The sequence below is a fragment of the Streptomyces sp. NPDC054834 genome (genome assembly GCF_053611185.1).
In genome coordinates, this window is record NZ_JBSGZV010000012.1 from 159,983 (window position 1) to 185,233 (window position 25,251).

A 25,251-nucleotide genomic window follows, 5' to 3' on the forward strand; every position below is an offset into this window, starting at 1 on the left:
TGGCAGGTGGACAAGGGCGGCCCCGGTTCTTTGGCGAGATGCGGGGGCCGCCCTTGGCGTAGCTAGCTGTAGAACTTGTTGCGCTTGATCACGGCCTTGCGGATGTTCACGGTGGTGCCGCCGCGGTGGCCGCTCGCGCTGAAGAGCTGCACGGCGATCCATCCACCGAAGATCACGGCCGCGAGGGTGATCAGTTGGGTGATGAACGCGGTGAGCGCGGCGATGAACGAGGTGAGCAGGATCAGCCCGCTGCACACCGCGAGGAACCCGACGCCCCCGAGGGCGACGTTCACGGCCGTGCGGGACACGGCCGGCTTGGCCGCGACCGGTTCGGGCTGGGCGGGGTTGATGGCGTAGCCGGTGACGACTCGGCCGTTCGGCAGGACGATGCTCGCCACCGCCGGAACGGTGCCCGGCTGCACCGGCACGACGGTCGCCGGCGCCACGGCGGGGGGCGGGTACGGGGTCGGGTGGTGGACCTCTACGGCCCGCTGAACGGACACCTTCGGGGTGTGGTCGGAGTACATGCGGAATCCCTTCCGAACGTGGATCAGGGAGGCAGAGACACCCCCTGCCGGGGGCGTCGTGGAGGCGTGTTTCGGGGGTCTGACCTGCGCGCCTCCCTGACTCCCTGAACGATGATCTGTGCAGGTCAGGGCCAGGGAGGCGGGTCAGGGAGGCGGTCAGGGAGTTCTCCCTGCGTCCCTGACCCTTCGGGGGTCGGCTCCCTGTTATCCGTGGGTGGAAGCGGAACCGTCCTCGTCGCGGTTGGCGAGGGCGCGGGCGACCCGGTCACGGGCGACGACCATGACGCCGTCGGACTTGTAGGGCTCGGCGCCGGCGTCGTCCAGGACGCGCTTGAGGTCGATGAACGACCAGCCGCCGTAGGTGTCCGGGTTCCGCATGGCGAGACGCGCGAGGACGTCCTTGGTCCGCACGCGGGGTGCGTCGCCAATGACGGCGGCGATGTCGGCGAGCGGATCGTGTTCCTCGCCCCGGTCGATGGCGTGCAGGGTGGTCACGCCGTCGCGCAGGGCCTTGGCCCGGTTGGTAATGGCCTCGGCGGCGTCGTCATCGATGTAGTGCGTGCGCACGGTGATGGACGACTGTCCGGCCGGGATGGTGATCCCGTCGGAGGCAACGACCAGGGTTCCCCGGTCAAGCCCCGGACGCAGAAGGTTCGGAGCGGCGCCCCCGTCGACGGCCTTGTCCCCGAGTGCCATGCGGGCTTGGGACTCGGTGCCCAGGGCGAGGGATGCGCGGGTGTGGGCGCCCTCGCGGACCAGCTTGGGAAGGTTCTCGTTGGTCGGGTCCTGGGTGCCCTGCCACATCAGGACGTTCACGGCCCGTCCCTGGTTGTGGATCTTCCTCACGGCCATGAAGTACCGGGAGTTGGCCTTGGACCCGCCATAGGGGCGCTTGTCGGCGTCCTTGGCCGGGCACATGAAGGCCACCTGCGCTTCGTCGACCAGCACGATCAGCGGCGGGAACACGGTGCCGGGCGGCGCCTGGATACGGCGGTTCATCTCGTCGACCGCGCCCTCGACCATCTCGGTCACCTGAATCACGTGCTCATCGGTCGGGCCCTGGATCAGGGTTGTGGCGAGCCCGTCGAACATGGCCCAGTCGCCCACGCCCTTGAGGTCGCCCATGAGGAACTGCACCGACTTGTCCAGCGACAGCCACAGGGCCAGGGAGCGCAGGGCCACGGTCTTGCCCTGGTTCGACAGGCCCGTGATGAGCAGGTGGCGCTGGTACAGGCTCAAGGCGGCGGCGTCGCCGCGCAGGTCCTGCCCCCACGGGGCGCGGCCCTTGGCGTAGTCGGCGGTCATCGTGTCGTCGGTGACCAGCGGGGAGGGGCCGATCGGCTCGTCCAGCGCTCCGGAGTCCGCGATCCACAGCCGCACCGTCCGCGCGGCCTGCGGGATCGTGATGAACACCTCGTGTTCGTGGCGGGTCAGGTTCTCGGCGAGCTTGCGGCGCTTGTTCTGCACCTCGTTGGTCGACACCCCGGACGGCAGGGTCACGTCGACCTCGACCCCGCATCCGGCGATCGTGATCGGCCCGAGCATGCTCGCGCCGGCGTCGCCCATCTCCTTGATGGCGTTGCGCAGCGCGGGCACCCCAAGGTCGCGCAGGGCCTTGACCACGATGGACGGGGTGATCGGCTCGCCCTCGCCCGTCCGGACGTTGGCGGGCAGCGCCCACTGTGGTGCGGCCTGCTGCTTGCTGCCGACCGTCCACAGGGCGAGCAGGGCCAGGAACGGGCCGATCGTGACGGCGGGGCCCCATACGACCTGAACGATCCGGATGAGCGTGGCGATGAAGTCGATGGTGGCCTGGAGTGGGGTGATGACGTCCCCGACGTTCTTGGAGTTGAGGGCCATCACGATTCCGAGGGCGACCAGCACGCCGATGCTCATGCCGGTGCCGACGGCGACGCCCTTGGCCGCGTCGACGGGCGAGTGCAGCAGGTCCATGCGGCGGCGGTGGCGTGCCTCGCGGAAGCGCTGCAACCGCTCCTCCCACTCCTCCGCGACCTCGTAAGTCCCGGCCGCTTCGGCGGCCCGCAGCATGCGCTCATACCGGGCACCGGTGCGGCCGTCCCAAGTACGGCGGGCCACGATCCGGCCCCCGTTGAAGGTGTAGAGCCCGTGGCGAGCCACGGCGCGGCCGACGGCGCGGGTGTTCTCGTGCGTGACCGCGTGCTTGACGGCGCGTCCGGAGCGCACCCACGGCGGCACGGGCGTGGGCGGTACGGGGTCGGGGACCACGGTCAGCGTGGTCACGGTGGCCGGTTCGGTCGGCGGTGCGGTGTCCTTGTGCAGGTGAACGACGGTGTCACCCATGGCAGGAAGACTCCTGACTGCCCCAAGACAGGGGCTGGGAGAGTTGAGGGGAAGGGTCGCCCCGCCCGGTGGTGGCGTGGGCGGGGCGTGTGCGGTCAGGCGGCGGGGGTGCCTGCCGCCTGTGCGGTCACCACCAGCTCGACGACTTCTTGGCGGCCTTGGCCTTGGCGGCCTCGCGCACGACCTGATGCCGCTCGATCTGCAGCGCGGTGATCTCGGCGATGAGCCGGGTCTCGGCGGCCTGCCATGCCGACTCGATCCGCTGCTCTGCGCGGTCGGTGCTGCGGCCCTTGACGGTCCGGTAGGAGCCGCCGACAGCGGCCCGCAGGATCGCGCGCCGCTCGCTGCCGTCCAGCGGCCACAACTCGCGCTTGCGGACCGCTTCGAGTTTGCGGTTGGTCTCCCGTATCGCTCGGTCGATACGGCGGGTGTCGGCCTTGCCCATGGTCAGGTACTCCTCGGGGACGGGGGTGGTCGGGGTAGGCGCAGGGCACACACGTGCCGAGCGAGGGCGGGATGACGTATCCGGCATCGGTGCGGCACTGCGGGCAGGTGCGGCGGGCGGCGTTGGCCTTGGCCAGCGCCGCCCACCGCGCCGGCGTCATGGGCCGGACCGGCTTGGCCAGGTCGACCCGGTAGAGGTGGGCGACCAGCGGCGCGCGGCGGCGGCGTGGCCGTTCGAGCTGAGCGGCCACGTCCTGGCCGCCGGGGCGCAGACCGCGGGCCCGCAGCTGGCGGCGGGTGGCGTATCCGTCCGGGGCAAGGCGCCACCGGAACACCGGCAGCGCCCCCATCACGCCACCACGCGCTTCCACGCGGCCCGCAGACGGACCTCAGAGGCGGAGTGGCCGGCCGCACGGAAGCGGGCGGCCATCTCCCGGTAGGACAGGGCGGGGACCTCGCTGTGCTGGATCTCCTCGACCAGCGCGTCCAGCGCTTCATCGGTGAGCGCCGGTGCCGTCTCCAGCGCCGGGACCGGTTCGGTGGGGCCCCAGACCGGGAGTTCCCAGCGTGGTGTGACGCCGGGTGTGACGCGGGTCGTCACGCTGGTCAGTGCCCTGCCGGTGTCCTCGCCATCGCGGGCCGTCTCCAGCGTCGACCACGCTCCCGCGAGGGTCTGAGCGGTCTTCGCCTGGACGCGTGCGACGCGGGCCCCGGCTTTGGTCACGGCGGTCAGCCGGGTCTCCTCGGTGGCGGCCTCGGCCCGGAGTCGGGCGCGGGCCACGGCCGCTTCGTCGCGGGCCTCTTGCTGAATCCCCCGGATCGCACTGAGGGCGGCGGGGGTGAGCGCGGTGCGCTCCCACATCCCGTGGACCAGCCAGAGCGCCTTGGCCGCGAGCGGCAGCCACGCCACGGCCAGCCACGCAGCGCGGGCGGATTCCTCGGCGGTGAGCGCGTGAGCGACCAGGACGCCGGCCGCGACCAGGCCGAAGCACCAGCCGACACCGGTCACGATGCGGCTGTGGTCGCCCTGCGCGGCAAGCCTGCGTTCGTAGGCGAGGGTTGCCAGCCATCCGCCGTCGATCCCGAGACCGACGACCAGGGCGACCAGCCACGGCACGGCTGTGCCCATCCACATCATGATCACGGCCAGGGTGAGGACCATGGACACCGCAGTCATCGCGACGGCGGGCAGCACGGTCTTGGCCTTCACGCCGCACCCCCCGTCGGGCGTACGGTGACGGCCGCGATCAGGAGGGTCGGGGTGCTGTCGTCGTCGGGGTCCCGGTGGTCTTCGGTCCACGACCAGGCGGCACCCGGCGCCACCTCGTACCCGAGGGCGGCCAGGGCGGCGCGGCGCTCCGCGCCGGTGGGCACCGGGCCGGACCGTTCCCAGCGGAAGGTGGGCCACTCGCTCGCCCCGTACAGCACGACGTACAGGCGCCACGGCTGGCCGTCGCTCGACATCTGCGCGGTCAGCGTGGTCACGCCGCGCCCCCCGGCACGCTCGCGCCCGCGGTGCGGTTGGCCAGGATGGTCCGTTCGGCCAGCACCCGGGCCAGCGCACGGCGCGTGCGGCGGGTGTCCAGCTCGGTCGGCGTGCGGTCCAGGGTCATGATCTGCGCGTCGATGAGGTCGACTTCCGCCAGGATCAGCGGCATCTCCTGCTCGATCGCGGCCAGTTCCGCGTCGGTCGGTTCGATCCAGTCGGCGAACGCGGTAACAGCTTCCTGAACAGTGACGATGGGGTTCATGGGTCGTGGTCTCCCTAGCAGGTGCAACGGCCCGACAGCGGCTCTCGGGGTGCCACCCGGGAGCCGCGCGCCGTTCTGGGTGAAGCCGCGTCAGCCACGCGGCGAATGTGCTCTAGCGGTCATTGACCTCGGTGATCTTCACGTTCCGGCCGTAGCCGTCTCGCAGGCGCACGAGCTTGAAGCAGCTACCGCCGACGTCTGTGATCCGGTGCGGCTCGCCCTCGTAGTCGACGTCCGTACCGACCTGGTCGACTTTCGGGTGCTTGGGGTTGGTGATCCGGCGCATTGCTTCCCCTCTCGGGTCGCTGGACTGGTGGATGACCGCCCCGTCCGTCATGCGGTGGCGAACGGATGTCCGGCTCCCCTCAGCCCCGCCCGTACGGACTCCGCGCGCTGCGGGCCCAGACGGGCGAGGGAGGCAACCGGCCGCAGCGCTAGCCGCTGCGATGGCAGGTAGAGAGCGGACCGCATGACGTTCTGGCGCCCGCCGGCCGGTCCATCACGGCGGCGCCCACGCTCTTCGTCGGTGCAATGGGCGTTCCCATCAAGCGAGGTCAACAGGGGTGAAGCACTGCAAGGGGGACCACGTCCCCACACTCCGGCCGTTGCTCGCGGTCACCGGGCCACCTCGCCAGTGCGGGCCGAAACCCTGTTCTGCCTGGCCTTAAGCGGGATTGCAGCGTCCCCGCCTTCTGCGCATGCGGCATGAAGCCGCCTTCCGACCGAGGTGTTTCGTTCGGTCGTTGCAGTACCTGTTTTACAGGTACTGCATGAGGGTCCGTCAAGTACATCGGCGGATCCTCGGGTTTTCGCGCCGGGACTTCTTGGCGCACATTCAGAATCTCTGCAGGTCAGGGGAGTTGGTTACCCCGCCCGTGGACAGCTTCGGGACTTGTGGCTACGGTCAAGAAGTCCCTAGAAGTCCCAGCGGGGGTACAGATGTCGAACGAGCGCTTACGGTCCGCCCTCCTCGCCCGAGGCATGACCGTGCAGAGCCTCGCGGAAGCGATCGAGGTCAACCCGAAGACCGTCGAACGCTGGATCACCCAGGGCAAAGTGCCGTACCGGCGTCACCAGTACGCGACGGCGGCGGCGCTCAAGGTCGACGTGACGACGCTCTGGGAGGACGGCCGCGCCGTCGACAGCGCGACGGACCTGGCCAAAGCCGAGATAGGGACCGTCTACCCGCACCGGCACGCGGTGCCGTCCGGACTCTGGCGAGAGCTCTACGGGCGCGCTGAGCGCAACCTGGACGTCCTGGTCTACTCCGGCTTGTTCCTGTCCGAGGATCCGCTGTTCCACGACCTGGTCAAAGCGAAGGTGGAAGCGGGAGCACAGGTGCGCATCCTGCTCGGAGAACCCGACTGCGCGGCCGTCCGACAGCGCGGGATAGACGAGGGCCACCAGATCATGGACGGCAAGATCCGCAACGCCCTGCTCCTGTACCGCCCTCTCATGCGGAGTCACCCGGACATCGGGTTCCGGCTGCACGACTCGACGCTCTACAACTCCATCTACCGCGCAGATGACGAGATGCTGGTGAATCCGCATGTGTACGGCATCGGTGCCTACATGGCGCCGGTTCTGCACCTGCGCCGTCTCCCCGGCGGCGGTCTGTTCAACACGTACGCGAATAGCATCGAACACACCTGGGAGAACGCCCGGCCGATTACCGAGCACGACATAGCGACCATCACGGGAGCCTGAGCCATGAGCCGTATCGACTACCTGCACGATCCTGACGCCCCGCCGGCCAACTCGGTCGTGCCGTCCGTCGTCGCGTTCGTGCAGAACGACGCGGGGGAAGTGCTGATGATCCAGCGTTCCGACAATGGGCGCTGGGCACTGCCCGGTGGTGGTCACGACGTGGGGGAGTCGATCAGTGACACAGTCGTGCGTGAGGTCTGGGAAGAGACCGGGATCGAAGCTGAAGTCGTCGACATGTCCGGGATCTACACGGACCCCGGACACGTGATGCAGTACGACGACGGCGAGGTCCGCCAGCAGTTCAGCATCTGCTTTCGCGCGCGGCCGGTCGGCGGTGAACTCCGTACGAGCCACGAGACGACTCAGGTCCGCTGGGTCGCCCCGGCGGACCTGAAAACACTGGACGTGCACCCCACCATGCGGCTCCGGATCGAGCACGCCATGGACCGGGCCCGGCCGGCTCCCTACATCGGCTGACGCTTGGCGGCGACCCGCTCGAGTACGCGAGACGTGCACGCCAGGATTTCGGGTTCGGCCCGACGGATGAACGTCCCGATCAGGCTCTCCGGCCCGTACCTCCCCGCGATCTCGTTGATGCGGTCGATGGGGTTCGTGGGCGTGCCGTCCGGCGTGGTGTTCATGTCGCAATAGCAGAGAGCATCGTTCAGGTGCTCGTGCTCGCGGGGGAACTCGCCGTCCAACTCCTCGCGTATGCCACGCGCTTCCGCCTCCATCCACGCGCAGGAGTGGTGAGCAACCAGGTTGATGACCCGTTCGTTGGCGCCGACCACGTCCCGGAGGTAGCGTGCGCCGTCCAGCGGGTGAAAGCCCGTCTTGGCCAGGTCCGGCGCATAGCCGATGTCGTGTAGCACCGCCGCTGCTTCCAGCAGATCCGCGTCCTGGTCGAGAACGAGCGCGATCGTGCGTGCCCTCTCTGCGACTCCAAGACAGTGCTGCCACCGTCGCGGCAGCGGCTCGGCGAGCAGGGACTCAGCCAGCGGATAGGCCCACTCCGTCAACTTCGGCAAGCTACGAACGCTCCTCTCGAATCGGCACGGCGCGGACCGTCCGCACCTTGCCCTGTCCGCCCCCCGCCAGCACGCCGACGGCCTGCAACTTCTCCAGCGCCTTGGTCACCGTGGGCCGCGAGACGCCGAAACGCTCGGCCAGAGTGGAAGCGCTGGGGAACGCTGCCCCTGTTTCAAGACCTTCATCCCTGATGATGTCTGCGATCCGGTTTTCCAGTGGGCGACGGTCGGCTTGCTCGTCTGCTCGCACGACACGCCATCGTCCGCCCGGCACCGGTTCGGCGAGGCCGTCTCGCTGGAGGACGGCGAACGCCCGAAGGACAACCCCGCGCGAGATCTTGTAGTCCCGCATGAGATCAGCCGCAGACGGAAGCTCCGTCATGTCCGGATCATCCTCGATCCGAGACTTAACCGCGTCAGCGATCTTCTGGAAGGTGCCCCGAGGGCTGGGCTGCTGCGGCACGCGCTCTCCCCTCTGCAGTTCGGTGTCAGGCTGAAGTCTCCCATGCGGCTGCGTGAGCCAGTATTCGCGTTCAGCCGGTGAGGCAGACCCATCGCGAAGGTGCAAGGGGCTCCTCTAGATCAATTTGACCGCCTCAAAAGAGATTTTGAGTCACGTTGCTTTTCGACATGGTCGATCAGTCGACCGAGGACTAGGGATGCGGCAGCACGCACCCCGAAATCGTCCATTTCCATTTCGGATTTAACTTCGTAGACGAGGCGTGTCGTAGCACCTGTTGAGAAGCTGCGTTGGACCTCGCTTTCGATCTCCTCCCGGTATGCATGCCCAGCCAAGAACCTGTTTTCCATGCTGAGGGATGGAGGGAGGTAGATGTAGATACTTGCAGGATTAACCCAGTTAATCAAAGGCTCTAGACCTTGACCGAGTGCGCGGCCGCCAGCGCGGAAGAGCCTCACAATGGATTCCTCAGTTGAGGGGCGAGATGCCAGTTCTTCTAGATCGGTGATTCCCAGTGGCTTCGCTTGATCAAGAAGAGCATATGGCGTCGAATATGCTTCGACGCATCCCTCCTTGCCGCATCGATGGCATGCTCGCGTCCCCACGCGTGTGGTGATGTGACCGATCTCCCCAGCCATGCCCTGAGATCCTCGCCACGTGCCACCATGAATAACCAATCCACCGCCAACGCCTTCGGGGAGGACTGCAACGACGGCGTAGCTCTCGCAAGGCCGACCAGAAATGTTTTGGTGAAGGGCAAGGCTGGTTACGTCGTTGTCCAGCGCGACATCAAATGGAAGGTTAACGAGCTGCTCCTCCAGAGGGAACCCGTCCTCCGCTTCTGGACCGCCCCAACCCGCGCTGTAGGAAAGTCGGACGACGCCTTGGTCCACATGCCCCGAGACTGAAATTCCACATCCCAGGACTCGGTGCCCGCGCTCAATGACGGGATCAGTCAGGCGATCGATAAAAGCGATTAGCTCTTCCGTGAATTTGGTGGAGTCTTCGCGCCCTGCAGGGCTGACAGAATGACGGTGGGGACCTCCCTCGTTATCGGTCAGGGGTTCACGTCCGAGATTGGTGACCATGCCGACGAGTTCGGACGGCCTGTTTTCTGCGTCCACGATCCGAATTCCGAGGAGGACGTAATTATCTGCCCACTGTAGGATTTCGCCGCGGCGACCCAGGCCCTTCACGCTACCCGCGATTGTCGGGCTCCCAGTCAAGAGCCCCAGAGCCTGAAGGTGCGCTACCGCCTTACTGATGGTGGCAGGGGAGACTGCGAGCTCTTCGGCCAAGTCGCGCCGAATGACTTGGCCGGAATGCTGAGCGATCGAGCGAAGCACCTGCGATTGGACGGCGCCGCTTACCGGCGCTTCAGGCCCCGCCACCTGCATCGCGAGCCGGTCCCACATGACTTCGCCTCTCGATCGTCGTCTGGCACCGAGGGGTGCACTGACTCAGAGCTTACTCGGTGTTGCTTTGAGTTACCCGTTGAAGTTGAGTGATTTTGACTTACGTCAGTCTTCACTACCGCAAGTCTTGCTTCAGCGAGTAAACTGCGCCTTAAGTTCCTCGGGGAACATCGGAGTCCACCATGAAGAACACAGAGATTCGCCTCGTCGGCCGGCAGGCACTCATGGTCGCCCGGCGACTGCCCAACCCCGGGTTGTGGGAGTGCTGGGTGGAACCCGTTGCGTGCACCCTCTGCGGCTCGGACCTCAACACTGTGGCTGGGCAAAAGGACATCGGTCACCGAGTCAACGTCCGCCTCGGTCACGAGTTGGTGGGAAGGGTGATTGAAGTCGGCCCTGGCACCCATGGGCTTGAGCGTGGCGATCTCGTAGTGCTCAGGCCGCACCAGTGGGTCTCTGGACATGACACGTGGTGCCCCAACGCCTCCGACCCGTTGACGTTTCGATGTCAGGGACGGGGCTGCACGACACACGCCGGCTTCCGGTGGGACGGCTCCTTCTGCACCGTCGGACTGTTTCCGGTGGGCCAGCTTGTGAAGATACCTCCGGCGTCTGTGCCTAAGGGCATCCTGGGCCTTCCTCCTGCCGCTCTCTTCTCCATGGTCGAGCCGCTCGCGTGCGTCCGATCGGCGTCCCTCCTCCGGCAGCAGGTGCTTACCGCGGCAGGCGTTCGTGAAGCGGGTGGCTCTGTCGCGAGCAGCTTGATTCTGGGAGTCGGCCCCATCGGCGCACTGGCTGGTGCTGTGCTTCTGGATGAGGGCTGTGCTGAGGTGGTCATGAAGGACGATCTCGCCCAGCGGGTCGACATCGCGGTCTGGGTGCTCGACACTCCCCGCGCCCGGCGCTTTGGCCCGGGTGATCGCAGCAGGCGGTTCCCTCTGGTCATCGTCACTGCCAACAGCGTCGCGGCGATCCTTGAGGCTGAGCATCACGTCGAACCCGGAGGCGTGATCTACCTGTTGTCCGGTCTTAATCCGGAGGGACGCCTGGTGCAAGACCGCTCAGGCCTCTATTACTACGAGGACGTACACAGGCGGGGGCAGTACCTCTCTGCTGTGGGAGAGGTTCACCGTACGATTGCCGGACACAGTGGGTACGCCGAGCAGCTCTTCGATGATTCGATCCGTTGGGCCGCAGATCACTCCGTGACCCTGGACCGGATGATCACTCACGTCATCCCGAGCATCGACAGTCCAGAGGCGATCTCCCGCTTCCCGGAAGTCGTCCGAAGCTGGGCTACGCCTGACAATTCCCCGGCCGTACTCACTGCGCTTCGTAGGGCCGTGCCGCGCGACCGAATCGGTATGAAGACCGTGCTACTGCCCTCGGGGTAGGGCGAATATCGGCCCGGGTTAACGGTGGTCTCAATCGTGGTCTCAACCGCTGCTCGTTCCGGGGACGTCCGTTGCCGTGCGCTGGGCTCCGAGAACCGCTTCGAGCAGGCGTGATACCCCTCTCGTGGATGGCCGTGGACTCCCCTGGATCAAGATCGGACAACTCGTAATGCGTAGGTCTCGGGTTCGAATCCCGAAAGCGGCTCCACTCAAGGCCAGGTCGGATAGTCTCTGACCTGGCCTTTTGCTTATGACGGTGGCTCCGTCGGCTGACGTCTTGTGGTGGTTGGCGTGTCGGTGCGTCGGTGGACAAGGTCAACGGGCGCGGGTGGCGCGGTGGGCCCGGTCCAGGGCGTCGGGTCAGTCGCCGTACTGGCATGGCGGCGCCCCTGCCGCGGCCCGCTGGTGTGGTTCCTGCTTCGTCCGCGCTTCAGCCTTTCCCTGCCGCGTATCCCGTCGGTGGCTCCCGGTCGAATTGGCGAAACCACCGACGGGACGGTCTGTCAGGGGGGATCAGTCCTCGTCGGGGTCGAGGACGCGGCCCTTGAGCTTGATGGGACTGGCGGCGCCCACCCGTAGCTCGCCGTCGGTGTAGCGGCCCGGCGTTGCTCCGTCGGTGGCGGTGACCTGGGCCGCGTAGCCGAGGCACTCCTGGTTGGTGGACAGGTACGGGTTGTGGGTGAAGGTCAGCGTGCGGCCTCCGTTGCCGAGGGTGCCCTGGGTGGTCTTCAGGTTGCCCTTGGCCTGGAGCGTGTTCACGTCGTGGTAGGCCCAGGAAAGCCAGCCGGTGAACACGAAGCCCGTGGGTGCCTTGAGGGTGAAGGTGATGTCGCCGGGGTTCACCGGGTCCGGGACGGTGCTGAGGATGCCGAAGCTGAGGTGGGCCGGCACCCCTCCCGGCGCGTCCTCGACGATGCCCTGCTGGAGGATGTACAGCTTGTTCTCGGCTCCCGGCTTGACGGGTTCCTGGGTTTGCGTGGCCATGGTTTCCCTTCTGGGGGTGGTGGTGTCCGCGTGGGCGGATCCGCCGGTGGCGGGCTTGGGGCCGGGCCCGCTCATGGACCGTCGGGGTCGGCGACCGACTCCATGAGCTAGCCGGTGGGTGCGTGGTCGCCCAGGGACGGGCCGAGGACGGCGAGGGCGCCGAGGGTGATGTCCTCGTAGAGGTAGAACCCCGCCTCGAGGGGCGGCAGCTCGGCGTCCATGCCTTCCTCGCCGGGCTCCGGCGTGGTGGCGTCGTATACGGAGTCGTCATCGGTCTCGGCCTGGGTGGCGGGCGCGCCGAGTAGGTCGGTGAGGTCCCGCGCCGCGCCCAGGACGGCGGTGCGGGCGGTGGCGGCCAGCAGGCGCAGGGGGAGGTCGAGGGCGGCGGCGGTGCGCTGGCCGGGGACGTATCTCGTCGCGGCGGGAGCCTCTGCGGTGGCGGCGGCGAGCCACTGGACGGGCAGGGCGCAGGCGGAGACGATCCGCTCGGCGGGCACCAGGGGCGGGGGGTCGCCGTCGACCATGAGGTCCTCCCACTCCATGAGGTCGAAGAGGAACTGGCCACCCTTGTAGAGGGGCCAGGGACGGACCGTGTCGAGCAGGGCACGGGCGCGTTCGGGGTCGCGCCGGCGCAGGGCCACGCCGTGCCGTGCCAGAGTGCACAGGCACTGGCGCAGACAGCTGTTGACCTGGCCGAGGAAGGCGAACGCCCGGTGGTCGGTCGGGGTCAGCGGGCCGGTGACGGTGGAATCGGCCGGCGGTGGCGTGGTCGTGGGGGTGTTCACAGTGGCCTCGAGGTGACGTAGTGGGCGATCTGCCGCAGGACGGCTTTGCCTTCGTTCTCGGGGATGATCCGGAGGTCTTCCTCGAAGCGGGCGATGCCTTCGGCGGCGAGACGGTCGGCGAGGTCGGTGGCGTACTCGATGGAGCCGTGCCGCCGCATGGCGGCGAGGAGTTCCTCGGCGTGCTGCTGGGTCTTGTCGGTACGGCGTTGACGCAGGATGTCGAGGAGGCGGGGACGCTCGTGGGTGTAGGCGGTGCGGAAGAGGTGGATCAGCATCACCGTGCGCTTGCCTTCGAGCAGGTCGCCGAGGGGTTCCTTGCCGTAGAGGGCTTCCTCGCCTACGAGGTTGAGGATGTCGTCCTGGATCTGGAAGGCGATGCCGATCAGGCGGAACGCCTCGTCGAAGCGGCCCAGTACGGCCGGGTCGGTCACGCCGGCGCAGACGGCTCCGATGCGGCACGGGCTGATGCACGTGTACCAGCCGGTCTTCTTGGTGCTCATCGTGAAGTAGGCGTCGTCTGTCTCGGGGACGACCTCGTGGCGGATCCAGCCCAGCTCCATGGCCTGGCCCTCGATGGACTCCCGGCACATGTGGATCGCCTCGTGGATGAGGCCGAGGGTGCGGGCCAGGCCGAGCGTTTCCAGGTTGGAGAGGACGGCGTCGACGGCGAGCAGGTTCAGACCGTCGCCGACGTTCACGGCCAGGCCCAGGCCGTGTTCCTCGTGCATGGTCGGCAGGCCGCGCCGATGGGTGGACTCGTCGGCGATGTCGTCGTGGACGAGGAAGCCGTTGTGGAACAGCTCCAGCGCGGCGGCGGCTCGTACGGCGTCGTCGGGGCGCCCACCGAAGGCGGCGCAGGTCGCGATGGTGAGGGTGGGCCGCAGGCCCTTGCCCTGCCGGGCGGGGTAGGAGCGCATGAGGTCGTACAGTTCGGCGCGCGGCTCGCGGTCCGGCAACAGCCGTTCGATCTCCTCGTTGGTGCGGGCCCGGCACCGGCGCATGGTCTCCATCAGGTCCGCGTCGCGGACGGTGTCCTCCAGCGACCAGCTGGTGCTGGTGCGGCCGTCCCACAGCAGGCGCGGCGCCCTGATGGTGGTGTCGCCGATCAGCGCGGGTGGTGCGGACACGTCCTCGGGGGAGCGCCGGGCGAGGAAGTCCAGCGCCGTCCAGTCGACCCGGTCGCCGGCCGGGTCCCGGGCGGCGGGTACCGCGCTGCCCCACAGTTGAGGTGCCGCTTCACGGTAGGCCCCCCAGAGTTCCTGCATGCTGCGCAGCCCCGCCGCGCGCTGGGACAGCAGCGTGAAGGCCCGCCACACGGCGAGGGTGTTCTCCGGGGAGCCGCGGACGTCGAGGCTTTCCGGGAGGACTTGGTCGACGGGCGGGCGCTGGAGGTCGAACAGCAGGTTCATCGCCCGGTTGTCGAAGGCGACCTCGACGTCGGGGTCCGTGCAGCGCTCCCGGGTTACGACGATACGGCTGTGCCGCGCGGTGAGCGTGGCGTGGCTGCCGTCGTTGAAGTGCAGGCCGAGCCGGATGTCACGCAACTGGTCGGCGGCGGCGGCGAGGATGGCCGGCGCCCGGTCGGACAGCGCGGCGACGGTCTCGTCCAGCAGCCGGGCACCCGTGAACGCGGTCGCGGTCTCAGGCATGGGCACCACCGGCGAACTCGACGATGCCCCCCGTGTGGAAGCCGATACGGCGCCCGCCGATACGGCCCTCCACCGTGCAGGGGCCGAGGGTCTCGTGCACGCTGAACGGGGGCAGGCTCGTCTCGGAGGGGTTGGCGATCCGGCCCGCCGTGCGCGAGCGGAAGTCGAGGACGAGACGGTCGTCGCCGAGCCGGGCGGTGATCAGCAGCCGACCGGGCACCGCGGCCATCGGCGGGGTGCCCAGCACGTCCGCCAGCGGCGGCACCATCACCACCCGGTCGCGGTCCAGACAGCCACTGACCGCCACCCGCAGGTTGCGGCGCGGGAAGTGACGGATCATGCGCCCGTCGCGCCACAGCATCACCGACCCGTTGGCCGCGCCCGCCGGACGCGCGGGCTGGAGCAGGGTGAAGACCACCGCCGAAGGCGGAGCGGCGTCGGCGGGGCCGGAAGGGTCGTTGACGAACCCGAACACCCAGCCCCCCAGCGTGGGCCAGGACCAGCGGCCCCGTACCCGTTCGTGGTAGCCCAGCAGGTCCGTCGCCGTGACCGTGCCGTCGCCGTGCCGCAGGATGCCAGTGCCGAGGACGCCGGGCTCCGACTGCCACCGCAGATACTCGTCCTCGCCGAACGGCGCGCACTGCGACGTGCACGGCCTGCTGGTCCGGGTCAGCCGTACGTCGACCGCCGGCGACGCCGACCGGGCCGCCACCCGGAACGCGCCGGGCTCACCGTGCTCATGCGGTAACCGGAAGGCGGACCAAGGCAGTTCGGGTTGGTCGGCGTTGAACTGCGTCGCGCTCCAGCCGTGTCCCTCCCCATAGACGAGAAGGATCGCCATGTGCTGTCCCTCGGCCGCCGTGCCGGTCCCGCTGCGGTGCCCGGTGGCCGGAGCGCCCGGATCCGCGAAGACGGCGCCGCGGGAGGACCCCAGGACGGACAGGTTGGCGACCAGGGCCTGCCGGCCGCACCGGGACAGGAACGCGTAGTGCAGCCATTTGCGGTCGAGTGGATGGGTGAGCGGGGCGTACGGGAAAGGGCCTGGGGGCCCGAGCCTGGTGAGGGTCGGCGTGGACACGATTCGAAAACTAACGCATTGTGCCCGAACTGGCACATTCTGTGAAGATCAGCCGGGTGACAAGGGAGCACAGAAACGTTCACTTGCGTAATCGAGGTTTGAAATCGCAAAGAGCCGCCTACGGCGGACACTCCGCCACGGACGGCTCAAGGTCTCGCGCCGGCCTCCTGAACTTCTCACTGGTCCTCGTCGTCCCCCAGAATGCTCGCTTTCAGGCGTACTTCCGGCTGGCCCGCGATCACCGCTCGTCCGTCGGTGTACCGGCCCGGCGGGGCATCCGTCCCGGCCCGGACGCCGAGGGTGTACACGAGGGCCGCCGCCGGATGGCCGGGAGTGTTCAAGCGCGGTTCGTCCGTGACGGCCAGTGATCTGCCGCCGTCCCGCACGGTCGCCGTCGGTGCCCTACCCGGGAGCACCGTGCGATCCGCCCGGTAGTACGCGCAGGTCGCCCGGCCGTCGAAGACGAAACCCGTCGGGGCCGTGAAGCGGTGCTCCACCCTCCCCGGGACCCATGGATCGGTGGACGAGACCCGTACATGGATCACCTCGCTTCCGCCACGCGGGATTTCCACCCCGACTTCCTGACGGACCAGCAACCGCGCGGCCGTCGCGGTCGTGGCACCACTGTCGCCGTCCTGCGTGTCACCGGCCCCGCGGTCCGGTTCCGGTTTCCCCTCCGGCTCGGGTTCCGGCTTCTCGTCGATCTCCGGCTCGGCGTCCTGGGAGGGGGCGCCGGGGAGAGGCAGTGCCGCGATGCGGTGGTGGAAGTTGTCCGCCACGAGCAGCCGCCCGGCCGGGTCCACGGCGAGGCCGCACGGATAGGCGAGCGGAGCGCGGACGGCGCTGTCGGCCGTGTCACCGGCCTCGGCTGCCTCGGTTGCCTCGGTTGCCTCCGGATCCGGCCCGGCGACGACTCGGGCCGCGCCATCGGCCAGCCGCCACACACGGTGTCCGTTCATGTCGGCGACGTAGACGTCCCCCTGGGCGTCGACCGCCACCGCGCAAGGGGCACTCCAGTCGACCGTCATGGCGTCGGCGCTTCCGTCCGGTGGTCCCGCCAATACCCGCAGCGTCCCGTCCGTGCCCAGCAGCAGCACCCGGCGGCCTGCCGGGTCGGCGATGTACAGCTGCCCGGCGGCGTCGACCGCCAGGCCCCCGGGCAGGAACGTCTCACCGGCGTCGGCCGCACCGGAGCCCTCGGCCCGTCCGGATGCCGCGACGACCGTGTCGATGACGCCGTCATCGCCGATCCTGCGCACCCTGGGACTGCCCCCTTCGCCGATGTACAGGGTCCCGGCGCCGTCCGCGGCCAGGGCGCACGGGGCATTCAACCGGGCACGGTCGGCGGGGCCGCCGTCGCCGTCGCCGCCACGGGAGCCGTCTCCCGCGATGGTGTCGATGACACCCGAGGGATCGATCCGGCGGACCCGGTGGTTCATTTCGTCGGCGACGAGCACAGCCCCGTCCGGGCCGACCGCGAGTGCGGCCGGGAAGCCGAGACGCGCCCGCACCGCGTCCGCGCCCTCCCCGGCGAAGCCGCGCAGCCCGTCGCCGGCGACCGTCGTCAGGGTGCCGGAGTCGTCGATCCGGCGGACCCGGTGGTTGGCATGGTCGGCGATGAAGACCGCCCCGTCGCCCACGGCCACGCCTGCGGGGAAGGCCAGCTGTCCTTCCGGCGCGGGCCCGCCGTCGCCGGAGAATCCGGCGGCGCCGTTTCCCGCCACCGTGGCCAGCGGTCCGCCCCCGTCCAGGGAGACCGGCTGTCGCTGCCGAGCCGTGGACTTCGCCGTCACGCCGTCACCATCCGGCGGCGGCACGGTGCGGCCTCGGCGGCGCCCGGCACCCTCCGCTTCCACGATTTTGTCTCCCGCATGTCCGTCACCTTCCGAGCCTTCGTTGGCATTCCCCCTTGGATACCGGCCGGGCCGGCCCCGCAGGAGCGGCGCACCGGCCGGTCCACCCGCACGAGGGAGAAGCCACGGGGACGGACGATGGTTGCCCGGTACCGGCGGGAGTCGATCGAGACGGCCGGCAGGTGCAGCCCACACCTTCGGCGGGGCGCGGGGCTGCACGCTCTGCATCTGTGCGCCGTCGCATGCCTCAACTCCACTCGAACAAGTGACGCGGAATCGATCCGTCATTCCAAACGGGGGAATGGCGGCATACCACCCGTGCGCCCGGGCTAACGATGGACTCGGATGACGGCCCGGTGCGAGCCGTGGTGCCTGCGCGAACGCCCCGCACGAGGCCGCAGGCGGCGACCTGCCTCCGTCTTCCGGACGCAGCTCCCCATGACATTCACATGAAGGGGGGACCGTGCGGTGTGCGGTCCCGAGCCCTGCTCCGCCGCCTGCGGGCAGGGGGTGACCCGTGTCAGTACGTCCCTTTTCGTCGCATGCTTCGGATCACAGCCCCAGGAGGACACCGAGATGGCCACTGACGTGCAGTCAAAGAAGGCAGCTTATGCGCGGGGAGAGGAACAGGGGCGGGCCGATGCGCTCGCCGGCCAGCCCCACGCCGACCCGCCGCGCGACGGCACACGCGGCGAGAAGGACCAGTACGCGAACGGCTACGACTGGGGTTACGAGCAAGGCCGCGCGCAGAAGCTGGACGTCGTGGTGTGGCAGGAGGGCGGAGTCGAGGACGCCCCAGGGGGCCTCGGCACCACCATCAACATCTGTGTCCGCACGCCGAACTGGAGCGAGACCGTCGACGCCGGCGAACGCGAGCACGTCTTCACGGCCCCCACCGGATTCCGCTGGAACGGCACGGTGGGCGCCCAGTACAAGCGCATGGACCAGACCACAGGGGGCAACCTGCCCCCCGTCCGGGCCCAGGTCAGCGACGACGGACGCACGCTGGCCTTCACCTGTCATGTACACCTGAACACAAACAGCGAGGACAAGGACTGCATCGTCTACACCTGCGGTCTCGAAGCCGTCGACGGCGCCGCACCCGGCCGCTTCACCGACGGCGTCGCCCAGGTCGGTACCGCACCCCCGGCCAAACTCAAGGCCGAGGTCATCGAGGACGAGGACTGAGAGAGCAGGAACCAGACACCATGACCACCGTCGTCACCTCCGGCGTCTTCCCATCCACCAACCCGGCCGCCTCGCCGATCAGCGGCCTGGGTACCGCAGACGTCAGGTGGGGCAGCAGCGGCTCCCAGAGCGGCTACCAGTTCCGTGGTGCGGCCGCGGATGTCGAACTTGACGGCACCGAGTTCGTCGTCGGCACCTTCGTGCACCGCAACGTCCCCACCAGCGTCAGCCCGAGCCAGTTCGACGTCCAACTCACCATCAACGTCATGTTCGAGGACGGCAGCACCACCGACCTCAACTTCAGCTTCCACCACAACGAGACGCCCAACAGCACCGGCAGCAGTCCCGTGGACGACGACCTGGTCGACCTCCAGACCTTCGTCCACCCCCAGCCCGTCACGGTCGGCGGCAAGCAGTACCAGGCGGTCCTGAGCGGATTCAAGCGCAACGGTCAGATCGTCCGGCAGTTCCGCAGCCCCGAAGGCGGTATCAACTTCGCCGAAGTCGTCTGCATGTTCACGCTCGACGGGCCCGACGTGATCATCTCCGACCTTCGGTACCTCGGCACCGGCCCGGGCCAGTCCGACGAATACGTCGAGATCCTGAACCAGGGGGGTGCGCCCCAGGACCTGACCGGCTGGGTCGTGGAGTCCAAGCCCACCGGACGTGACTTCCCCTTCCCTCCGGGGACGGTCATCCAGCCCGGCCAGCGCTACCGCATCTACACCAACGAATCCCACCCGCAATTCGGCGGATTCACCTTCGGCTCCTCACAACAGGTCTGGCGGGACAAGGGCGGCATCGCCCGTCTGGTCGCAGCTGACGGCCACGTCCCGGACCAGTACCCCTATCTCGACAGGGGCTTCAACGCGACCGGCACACCGTAGACGGGCCTCGTCGGGCCTTCAGCGACTGGTGAGGCCGTAGCGGGCTTCACCAGTCTTTGACGGTGGCACAGGGGGCGCCGCCTCGCCGAACGAGGCCGCTGTCCCCGTACGGTCCTACGAACTGCACCGCCTGTTGCTGCGGGTGCTGTGCTGCTCCCGGTGCCGGCGGTCTGTGTGATCTCCACAAACTGTGTCAGCGTGGCGATGAGCAGTACTTCCGCATGATCCATGTGGCCGGCCTGCCAGCCCGTGGCGACCCCACACGAGTACTCAATCCTCTTGATCCCCTTGTCGCGGGCTCGCCCCCGGCACGATCAGCCCCGTCTCGTAGGCGACGACCACCGCCTGGGCGCGGTCGCGTAGGCGGAGTTTGGCGAGGATGCGGGCTACGTGGGTCTTCACGGTGGCCTCGCTGAGGTGGAAGCGGGTGGCCAGTTCGGCGTTGCTGAGGCCGGTGGCGAGGGTGCGGAGGACTTCGAGTTCGCGGGGGGTGAGGGCCGCCAGGTCGCGGTGGAGGGCGGGGGAGTCGGGGGCGTGGGAGACGAAGCGTTCGATGAGGCGGCGGATGATGGCGGGGGCCAGCAGCGCGTCGCCGTTGCGGGCGAGGCGGACGGCGGCGACCAGGTGTTCCGGGGTGACGTCCTTGAGGAGGAAGCCGCTGGCGCCGGCGGTGAGCGCGGCGTAGACGTAGCGGTCGAGGTCGAAGGTGGTCAGCATGATGACGCGGGGCGGCTCGGGCAGGGCGCCGGACAGGATGCGCCGGGTGGCTTCGAGGCCGTCGGTGCCGGGCATCCGGATGTCCATCAGGACCAGGTCGGGGCGGGTGCGGTGGACGGCTTCGATCGCTTCGTCGCCGTCGGCGGCCTCGGCTACGACGTCGACGCCGTCCGCGGTCAGGATCATGCCGAAGCCCGTACGTACCAGCGCCTGATCGTCGGCGATCACCACGCGCGGCGGTGGGGTCATGAGAGCTCCTGGGCCGGTGGGGCGGCCGGAATGACCGCTCGGACCCGGAAGCCGCCGATGGGGCGTTCGTCCGCCTCCAGCGTGCCTCCGTAGACGGCGAGGCGTCCGCGCAGGCCGGTCAGGCCACGGCCGCCGCCGGGGCCGGCCGGTGCCGCGGGGGTGCCGCCGGTGTCGGACACCTCGATGTGGACGGCGTCCGGGGTGTGGTCGACGGCGACCCGGACACGGGCGCCGGCGGCGTGCTTGACCGTGTTGGTCAGCGCCTCCTGCACCACGCGGTACGCGGCCAGGTCGGCCCCGGCGGGCAGCGGCGCCGGGGTGCCGGTGACCGTCAGTTCGACGGGGACGCCGGTCGCCCGCATGCGCGCGACGAGGGCACCCACTTGCGCCAGGCCCGGTTGCGGCGCCAGCTCGGCGTCCGACGTCTGGCCCGGGGGAACGTCCGAGGCCGCCATGGTGAGCAGGCCCATCACATGGCGCAGTTCGGCCATCGCGGTGCGCCCGCCGGCCTCTACGGCGAGCAGAGCCTCGCGGGCCCGGTCCGGCGCGGCGTCCATCACCTTGCGGGCCGCGCCCGCCTGGATGACCATCACGCTCACATTGTGGGTGACGATGTCGTGCAACTCACGTGCGATACGGGAGCGTTCGCGGTCGACGGCCAGCCGGGTGGCGGCCCGCTGCTCCTCCCGCAAGAGGTGTACGCGCTGTCTCCAGGCGTGCACCGCCCCGGCACCGAACCCCACTCCGAGCAGCGCGAGGAACGGCAGCAGACCAGGCGTGAGGTGCGGGAAGGTCTCGTCGTGGAACGCGGCGAGCAGGCCGGCGCCGGCCACCACACTGGCGAGGGCGCCCACCCGGCGCGGGCTGTACACGGCGGCGCTGTAGGCGGCGACCACGCAGGAGAGGAAGGTGTACACGGTCGCGTCGCCTCCGCCCAGGCGCCGGCCGAACGCGAAGCTCACGGCCGTCACCGCCCAGAACGAGGCCAGCGGATACCTTCTCCGCGCGACCAGGGGCAGCGCCGTCAGAGCCGCCAGCACCAGGAGCCCTGGCGAGACGGCCGCCGTCGGATCGAGGTCCCGTACGCCACCGGGCACCGGCGGCGGGTTCGGAGGAGCGGGCGCATCCGGCGGAACCGGAAACGGGCCGTGGTCCTGCCGCTGCGTACTGCCCACCGTGCAGGCGGCGAGCACGACGGCGAGGATCCCGTCGGCCGCCCACGCCCAGCGGGACGGGCGCGGCAGCGGGCCCCGGCCCAGCAGCGGCAGCGGGGCCGGCAGCGGAACCCGAGCCAGTGACGCGGCGACGCCCGACCGCCACCGCTCCGCGATCCTTGCGATCCCCGCCCCCACAGCCCCGGCCATGCGCCCAGTGTGGCAACCCCCCGCTCCCGCCCACATCCCTCGCGGCGCGGACGGCACGGCAGGGCGCTACAACCCCCGCGTACATCGCGAGGATGACGCCCCCGCCGGGTCATCCGGAAACGGCAGCCGGGTTCGCCGTCGCGGCCGACGCCCCCGGCACCGTCCGGCGCCTACCTTCGGGCCGTTCCCAACGCCGCCCCGTCTCTGGAGGCCCCATGACCATGACCACGAACCCGCCCGTCATCGACATCCGGGACGCCACCAGAACGTACGGCGAAGGCCCCCCGGCCCTCGCCGACGTGACCCTGAGCGTGAGCGCCGGAGAGGCGGTCGCCGTCCTCGGCCCGTCCGGCAGCGGCAAGTCGACGCTGCTCAACCTGATCGCCGGGCTCGACCGGCCGAGCTCGGGCAGTGTCACGGTCGCCGGCCTGCGGGTGGACGAACTGAGCGAGGCCGGGTCGGCGCAGTACCGGCGGACCCGGATCGGCATGGTCTTCCAGTTCTTCAACCTCCTCGACGACCTGACCGTCACCGACAACGTGCTCCTCCCGGCCCAACTGGCCGGCCTGTCCCGCGCCGAGGCCGGCAAACGTGCCGCCGGGCTGCTGGAGCACCTCCGCATCGACCGGCACGCCGACGCCTACCCCGGCAGGTTGTCCGGCGGTGAACGGCAACGGGTAGCCGTGGCCAGGGCCCTGATGAACCGTCCGGCCCTGCTGCTGGCCGACGAGCCGACGGGCGCGCTGGACACCGCCGCCGGCGAGGACGTCCGCGAGCTGCTGACCGACCTCAACGCGGAAGGGCAGACGATCGTCCTGGTCACCCACGACCTGGACCTGGCCCGCTCCTGCGCCACCCGCACCGTCGAACTGGTCGACGGCCGCATCGTCCGCGACAGCAGGCATGCGGGCGGTCACGCGGAGACGGCGGGGACCACGAGCACCCCGGACACCGCCCGCCGAACCCCCGGAACCCCCCGATGACCGCCCTCGCCCGAGTCATCCGCGCCGGAGTGGGCCGTCGACGCGTCCAGACCGCCGTGCTGATCCTGACCACGTTCATGTCCGTCACGGCCTCCGTCCTCGCCGCCGGGCTCCTCCTGGCGTCCCGGGCGCCTTTCGACCACGCCTTCGCCCAGCGCCACGGCGCCCACCTGAGCGCACGGTTCGACGGGACGAAGGTGACGCCGGCGCGGCTCGCGGCCACCGCGCACGCGGCCGGGGTGACCGACGTGGCGGGCCCCTTCGCAACCCTCTCCGCGCGCCCCCGCACGGTCTCCGCGTCGGACATGCTGCCCGCCGGTGTCGGCCTGCCGCCGCTGACCGTCGCGGGCCGGACCGCCGCGGGAGGTTCGGTCGACCGGGTCACCCTCACGGAGGGCACCTGGGCCACCCGCCCGGGCCAGATCGTGCTGGCGGCCGGCACGATTCCGCTGAGCCCGGGCGCCCGGCTGAGGATCCCCGACGCACCGGGCAGCCCGGCCCTGACCGTGGTGGGCGTCGCCCGTTCGGTCACCGGCACCGCGGACGCCTGGGTGACCCCCGCGCAGGCCGAGGCCCTGGCCGGGACGGGCAGCACACCCTCGTACGAGATGCTCTACCGCTTCCGCCACGCCGGTACGGACGCCGAAGTGGCCGCCGACCGTGCCGTGATCGGCGCGGCGGTGCCGAAGGGGGCGATGACCGGGGCGCAGTCGTATCTGACCGTCCGACAGCGGGAGACCGCCAACGCGATGGCGTTCGTGCCCTTCCTGGCCGCCTTCGGTGTCCTCGGGCTGCTGCTGTCGGTGCTGGTCATCGGCATCGTGGTGAGCGGCGCGGTGGGCGCCGCGACCCGGCGCATCGGCATTCTCAAGTCCCTCGGCTTCACTCCGGGGCAGGTGGTACGGGCCTATGTCGGGCAGGCCCTGATCCCGGCGGGGGTCGGCTGTGTGCTGGGGCTGGCGCTGGGCAATCTGCTGGCCGTCCCGGTGCTCGGTGACGTCGGCGAGGCCTTCGACGGGCCGTCGGCGTCGATTCCGGTGTGGATCGACGTCGCGGTGCCCGCCGCCGCCCTCGCCCTGGTGGCCCTTGCAGCGCTGCCGCCCGCGCTGCGCGCCGGGCGGCAGCGCACCGTGGAGGCGATCACGGTGGGGCGCACGCCCCGCGCGGGACGGGGGCGTGCGGTGCGGCGGCTGACGGGACGGCTGCCGGTACCGCGCGCGGTCGGGCTGGGGCTGGCACACCCGTTCACCCGCCCGGCGCGCTCGGCCACGACGGCCGCCGCGGTCGTCTTCGGCGCGGTCACCGTCACCTTCGGGGTCGGGCTCGCGCTGACGCTCGGGGCGGTCCAGTCGGGCCGCATGCTCGGCTCGGCAGGTTCGGTGGTCGTGGCGGCGGGCGGTTCGCAGGCTCCGGCCGGCGCCCAGGCGGTCCCCGCGGACGGTGGGCAGGACCAGCCGAAGGCCGACCCTGCCCGGGTAGCCGCCGCACTCCGCGCCCGGCCCGGCACCGCCCGCTTCTACGGCACGGCCCAGGCGCGGGTGAACGCGTCCGGGATCACCGGCGCCACGACCGTGGTCGCGTACCAGGGCGACGCCTCCTGGGCCGCCCCCCGAATGGTCTCGGGCCACTGGCTCGACGGCCCGGGGCAGGCGGTGGTCACCCGCCGCTTCCTCGACGCCGCCGGAATCCACGTCGGCGACACGGTGCCCCTGACCGAGCAGGGGCGGCACACCTCGGTACGGATCGTCGGCGAGGCGTTCTTCACCGAGGGCGAGGGCATGGAACTCCTCACCCGCACCTCGACCCTCGCGGACCTGGGACTCGACGCGACACCGGGCCGGTACAACGTGCGGACGGAGCCGGGTACGAACCTCGCGCACTATCTCGCCTCGCTCCGGACCGCCCTCCAGCCGGTCGGCGCGGTCGCCATGGCCAACACGGAGAACGAGTCCAGCGTGATCATGACCATGGACGCGCTGATCGGCACGCTCACCCTGATGCTCGTCGCGGTGGCGGGCCTGGGCGTGCTCAACACGGTCCTCCTGGACACCCGCGACCGCGTCCACGACCTCGGCGTCCTCAAGGCCCTCGGGATGAGCCCGCGCCAGACCGTGGCCATGGTCGTCACCTCGGTCGCCGTGATCGGGCTGCTCGCCGGTCTGGCGGGGGTCCCGGCGGGGGTCGCCCTGCACCGGTACGTCACACCCCTGATGGGTGACGAGGTCGGCCTGACCCTGCCCCCGTCGGACATCGCCGTCTACCACGCGCCACAGCTCGTCCTGCTCGCCCTCGGCGGGCTGGTCATCGCGGTCGCGGGCGCGTTGCTGCCGGCCGGGTGGGCGGCCGGAGGGGACACCGTCGGTGCACTGCGCGCCGAATGAGCGGGCGCGCGCCCGGGGCCGTATACGGACGTGAAGCGGACGCGTGCGCCCGGCGCGCGGAGGGGTCGCGGGGCAGCCGCGGGGG

General features: G+C 70.0%; 24 protein-coding genes and 1 pseudogene. 7 read left to right on the forward strand and 18 right to left on the reverse strand.

Features of this window, described 5'->3' with window-relative positions; genetic code table 11:
* Window positions 1-62: 62 nt before the first annotated feature.
* The 8 genes and pseudogenes from ACWGJM_RS18765 to ACWGJM_RS18800 form a co-directional block, all read right to left on the reverse strand.
* Complete coding sequence (locus ACWGJM_RS18765) at window positions 63-527, reverse strand: hypothetical protein (protein WP_453412774.1); 465 nt, start codon at window positions 525-527, stop codon at window positions 63-65.
* A 204-nt stretch (window positions 528-731) separates the two neighbouring features.
* Window positions 732-2,849, reverse strand: coding sequence for an FtsK/SpoIIIE domain-containing protein (locus tag ACWGJM_RS18770; RefSeq protein WP_453412775.1), 2,118 nt, complete (start codon window positions 2,847-2,849; stop codon window positions 732-734).
* Window positions 2,850-2,976: 127 nt separating this feature from the next.
* The gene (locus ACWGJM_RS18775; protein WP_453412776.1) at window positions 2,977-3,294 is read right to left on the reverse strand and encodes a hypothetical protein; all 318 of its coding nucleotides are present in this window, start codon (window positions 3,292-3,294) and stop codon (window positions 2,977-2,979) included.
* 22 nt (window positions 3,295-3,316) lie between these two features.
* A pseudogene (locus tag ACWGJM_RS18780) lies at window positions 3,317-3,643 on the reverse strand (RRQRL motif-containing zinc-binding protein); the annotation flags it as partial.
* The gene (locus ACWGJM_RS18785; protein WP_453412777.1) at window positions 3,643-4,503 is read right to left on the reverse strand and encodes a protein spdB; all 861 of its coding nucleotides are present in this window, start codon (window positions 4,501-4,503) and stop codon (window positions 3,643-3,645) included. The pseudogene ACWGJM_RS18780 and the gene ACWGJM_RS18785, both read right to left, overlap by 1 nt.
* Window positions 4,500-4,778 carry a DUF6303 family protein gene (locus ACWGJM_RS18790; RefSeq protein ID WP_453412778.1) on the reverse strand — a complete coding sequence of 93 codons (279 nt, stop codon included), beginning with the start codon at window positions 4,776-4,778 and terminating at the stop codon, window positions 4,500-4,502. The genes ACWGJM_RS18785 and ACWGJM_RS18790 overlap by 4 nt, the downstream gene beginning before the upstream one ends.
* Window positions 4,775-5,044: a DUF6284 family protein gene (locus ACWGJM_RS18795; protein WP_453412779.1), complete on the reverse strand. Its 270-nt coding sequence runs from the start codon at window positions 5,042-5,044 to the stop codon at window positions 4,775-4,777. The genes ACWGJM_RS18790 and ACWGJM_RS18795 overlap by 4 nt, the downstream gene beginning before the upstream one ends.
* A 112-nt stretch (window positions 5,045-5,156) precedes the next feature.
* Window positions 5,157-5,381, reverse strand: a complete 225-nt coding sequence (locus tag ACWGJM_RS18800) for a hypothetical protein (RefSeq protein ID WP_453412780.1) — start codon at window positions 5,379-5,381, stop codon at window positions 5,157-5,159.
* 602 nt (window positions 5,382-5,983) lie between these two features.
* Between ACWGJM_RS18800 and ACWGJM_RS18805 the strand changes: the two genes are divergently transcribed.
* Complete coding sequence (locus ACWGJM_RS18805) at window positions 5,984-6,751, forward strand: helix-turn-helix domain-containing protein (protein WP_453412781.1); 768 nt, start codon at window positions 5,984-5,986, stop codon at window positions 6,749-6,751.
* 3 nt (window positions 6,752-6,754) lie between these two features.
* Window positions 6,755-7,228, forward strand: a complete 474-nt coding sequence (locus ACWGJM_RS18810) for an NUDIX domain-containing protein (protein WP_453412782.1) — start codon at window positions 6,755-6,757, stop codon at window positions 7,226-7,228.
* Here ACWGJM_RS18810 and ACWGJM_RS18815 read toward each other — a convergent pair.
* The 3 genes from ACWGJM_RS18815 to ACWGJM_RS18825 form a co-directional block, all read right to left on the reverse strand.
* On the reverse strand, window positions 7,216-7,779 hold the full coding sequence (locus ACWGJM_RS18815; RefSeq protein WP_453412783.1) for an HD domain-containing protein: 564 nt from the start codon (window positions 7,777-7,779) through the stop codon (window positions 7,216-7,218). The two genes, ACWGJM_RS18810 and ACWGJM_RS18815, sit on opposite strands and share 13 nt — an antisense overlap.
* A 1-nt stretch (window position 7,780) precedes the next feature.
* A complete protein-coding gene (locus ACWGJM_RS18820; RefSeq protein WP_453412784.1) occupies window positions 7,781-8,242 on the reverse strand; it encodes a GntR family transcriptional regulator in 462 nt (153 codons plus the stop codon).
* 119 nt (window positions 8,243-8,361) lie between these two features.
* Window positions 8,362-9,654, reverse strand: coding sequence for an ROK family transcriptional regulator (locus ACWGJM_RS18825; RefSeq protein ID WP_453412785.1), 1,293 nt, complete (start codon window positions 9,652-9,654; stop codon window positions 8,362-8,364).
* A gap of 182 nt (window positions 9,655-9,836) precedes the next feature.
* On the opposite strand from ACWGJM_RS18825, the gene ACWGJM_RS18830 reads away from it, so the two are divergent.
* A complete protein-coding gene (locus ACWGJM_RS18830; protein WP_453412786.1) occupies window positions 9,837-11,048 on the forward strand; it encodes an alcohol dehydrogenase catalytic domain-containing protein in 1,212 nt (403 codons plus the stop codon).
* Between the two features lie 513 nt (window positions 11,049-11,561).
* On the opposite strand, the gene ACWGJM_RS18835 is transcribed toward ACWGJM_RS18830, so the two are convergent.
* The 5 genes from ACWGJM_RS18835 to ACWGJM_RS18855 all read right to left on the reverse strand — a co-directional run bounded on the left by ACWGJM_RS18835 (window position 11,562) and on the right by ACWGJM_RS18855 (window position 17,337).
* A complete protein-coding gene (locus tag ACWGJM_RS18835; protein ID WP_453412787.1) occupies window positions 11,562-12,032 on the reverse strand; it encodes a hypothetical protein in 471 nt (156 codons plus the stop codon).
* Between the two features lie 107 nt (window positions 12,033-12,139).
* Window positions 12,140-12,817 (reverse strand): hypothetical protein, encoded by a 678-nt coding sequence (locus tag ACWGJM_RS18840; RefSeq protein ID WP_453412788.1) that lies wholly within the window; start codon window positions 12,815-12,817, stop codon window positions 12,140-12,142.
* Window positions 12,814-14,466, reverse strand: coding sequence for a polyprenyl synthetase family protein (locus tag ACWGJM_RS18845; protein ID WP_453412789.1), 1,653 nt, complete (start codon window positions 14,464-14,466; stop codon window positions 12,814-12,816). Before ACWGJM_RS18845 ends, ACWGJM_RS18840 begins: the two co-directional genes overlap by 4 nt.
* Window positions 14,459-15,544: a hypothetical protein gene (locus tag ACWGJM_RS18850; protein WP_453412790.1), complete on the reverse strand. Its 1,086-nt coding sequence runs from the start codon at window positions 15,542-15,544 to the stop codon at window positions 14,459-14,461. The genes ACWGJM_RS18845 and ACWGJM_RS18850 overlap by 8 nt, the downstream gene beginning before the upstream one ends.
* 176 nt (window positions 15,545-15,720) lie before the next feature.
* Window positions 15,721-17,337 (reverse strand): serine/threonine protein kinase, encoded by a 1,617-nt coding sequence (locus ACWGJM_RS18855; RefSeq protein WP_453412791.1) that lies wholly within the window; start codon window positions 17,335-17,337, stop codon window positions 15,721-15,723.
* 636 nt (window positions 17,338-17,973) lie between these two features.
* Between ACWGJM_RS18855 and ACWGJM_RS18860 the strand changes: the two genes are divergently transcribed.
* Both ACWGJM_RS18860 and ACWGJM_RS18865 read left to right on the forward strand, forming a co-directional pair.
* Window positions 17,974-18,585, forward strand: coding sequence for a hypothetical protein (locus ACWGJM_RS18860; RefSeq protein WP_453412792.1), 612 nt, complete (start codon window positions 17,974-17,976; stop codon window positions 18,583-18,585).
* A gap of 20 nt (window positions 18,586-18,605) precedes the next feature.
* Window positions 18,606-19,472, forward strand: coding sequence for a choice-of-anchor K domain-containing protein (locus ACWGJM_RS18865; RefSeq protein WP_453412793.1), 867 nt, complete (start codon window positions 18,606-18,608; stop codon window positions 19,470-19,472).
* A 270-nt stretch (window positions 19,473-19,742) separates the two neighbouring features.
* On the opposite strand, the gene ACWGJM_RS18870 is transcribed toward ACWGJM_RS18865, so the two are convergent.
* Both ACWGJM_RS18870 and ACWGJM_RS18875 read right to left on the reverse strand, forming a co-directional pair.
* Window positions 19,743-20,438, reverse strand: a complete 696-nt coding sequence (locus ACWGJM_RS18870; protein WP_453412794.1) for a response regulator — start codon at window positions 20,436-20,438, stop codon at window positions 19,743-19,745.
* Window positions 20,435-21,802 carry a sensor histidine kinase gene (locus tag ACWGJM_RS18875; protein WP_453412795.1) on the reverse strand — a complete coding sequence of 456 codons (1,368 nt, stop codon included), beginning with the start codon at window positions 21,800-21,802 and terminating at the stop codon, window positions 20,435-20,437. The genes ACWGJM_RS18870 and ACWGJM_RS18875 overlap by 4 nt, the downstream gene beginning before the upstream one ends.
* Window positions 21,803-22,023: 221 nt before the next feature.
* Between ACWGJM_RS18875 and ACWGJM_RS18880 the strand changes: the two genes are divergently transcribed.
* Window positions 22,024-22,785: an ABC transporter ATP-binding protein gene (locus ACWGJM_RS18880; protein WP_453412829.1), complete on the forward strand. Its 762-nt coding sequence runs from the start codon at window positions 22,024-22,026 to the stop codon at window positions 22,783-22,785.
* Window positions 22,782-25,166 carry an FtsX-like permease family protein gene (locus ACWGJM_RS18885; protein WP_453412796.1) on the forward strand — a complete coding sequence of 795 codons (2,385 nt, stop codon included), beginning with the start codon at window positions 22,782-22,784 and terminating at the stop codon, window positions 25,164-25,166. The genes ACWGJM_RS18880 and ACWGJM_RS18885 overlap by 4 nt, the downstream gene beginning before the upstream one ends.
* The last annotated feature ends 85 nt before the right edge of the window (window positions 25,167-25,251 follow it).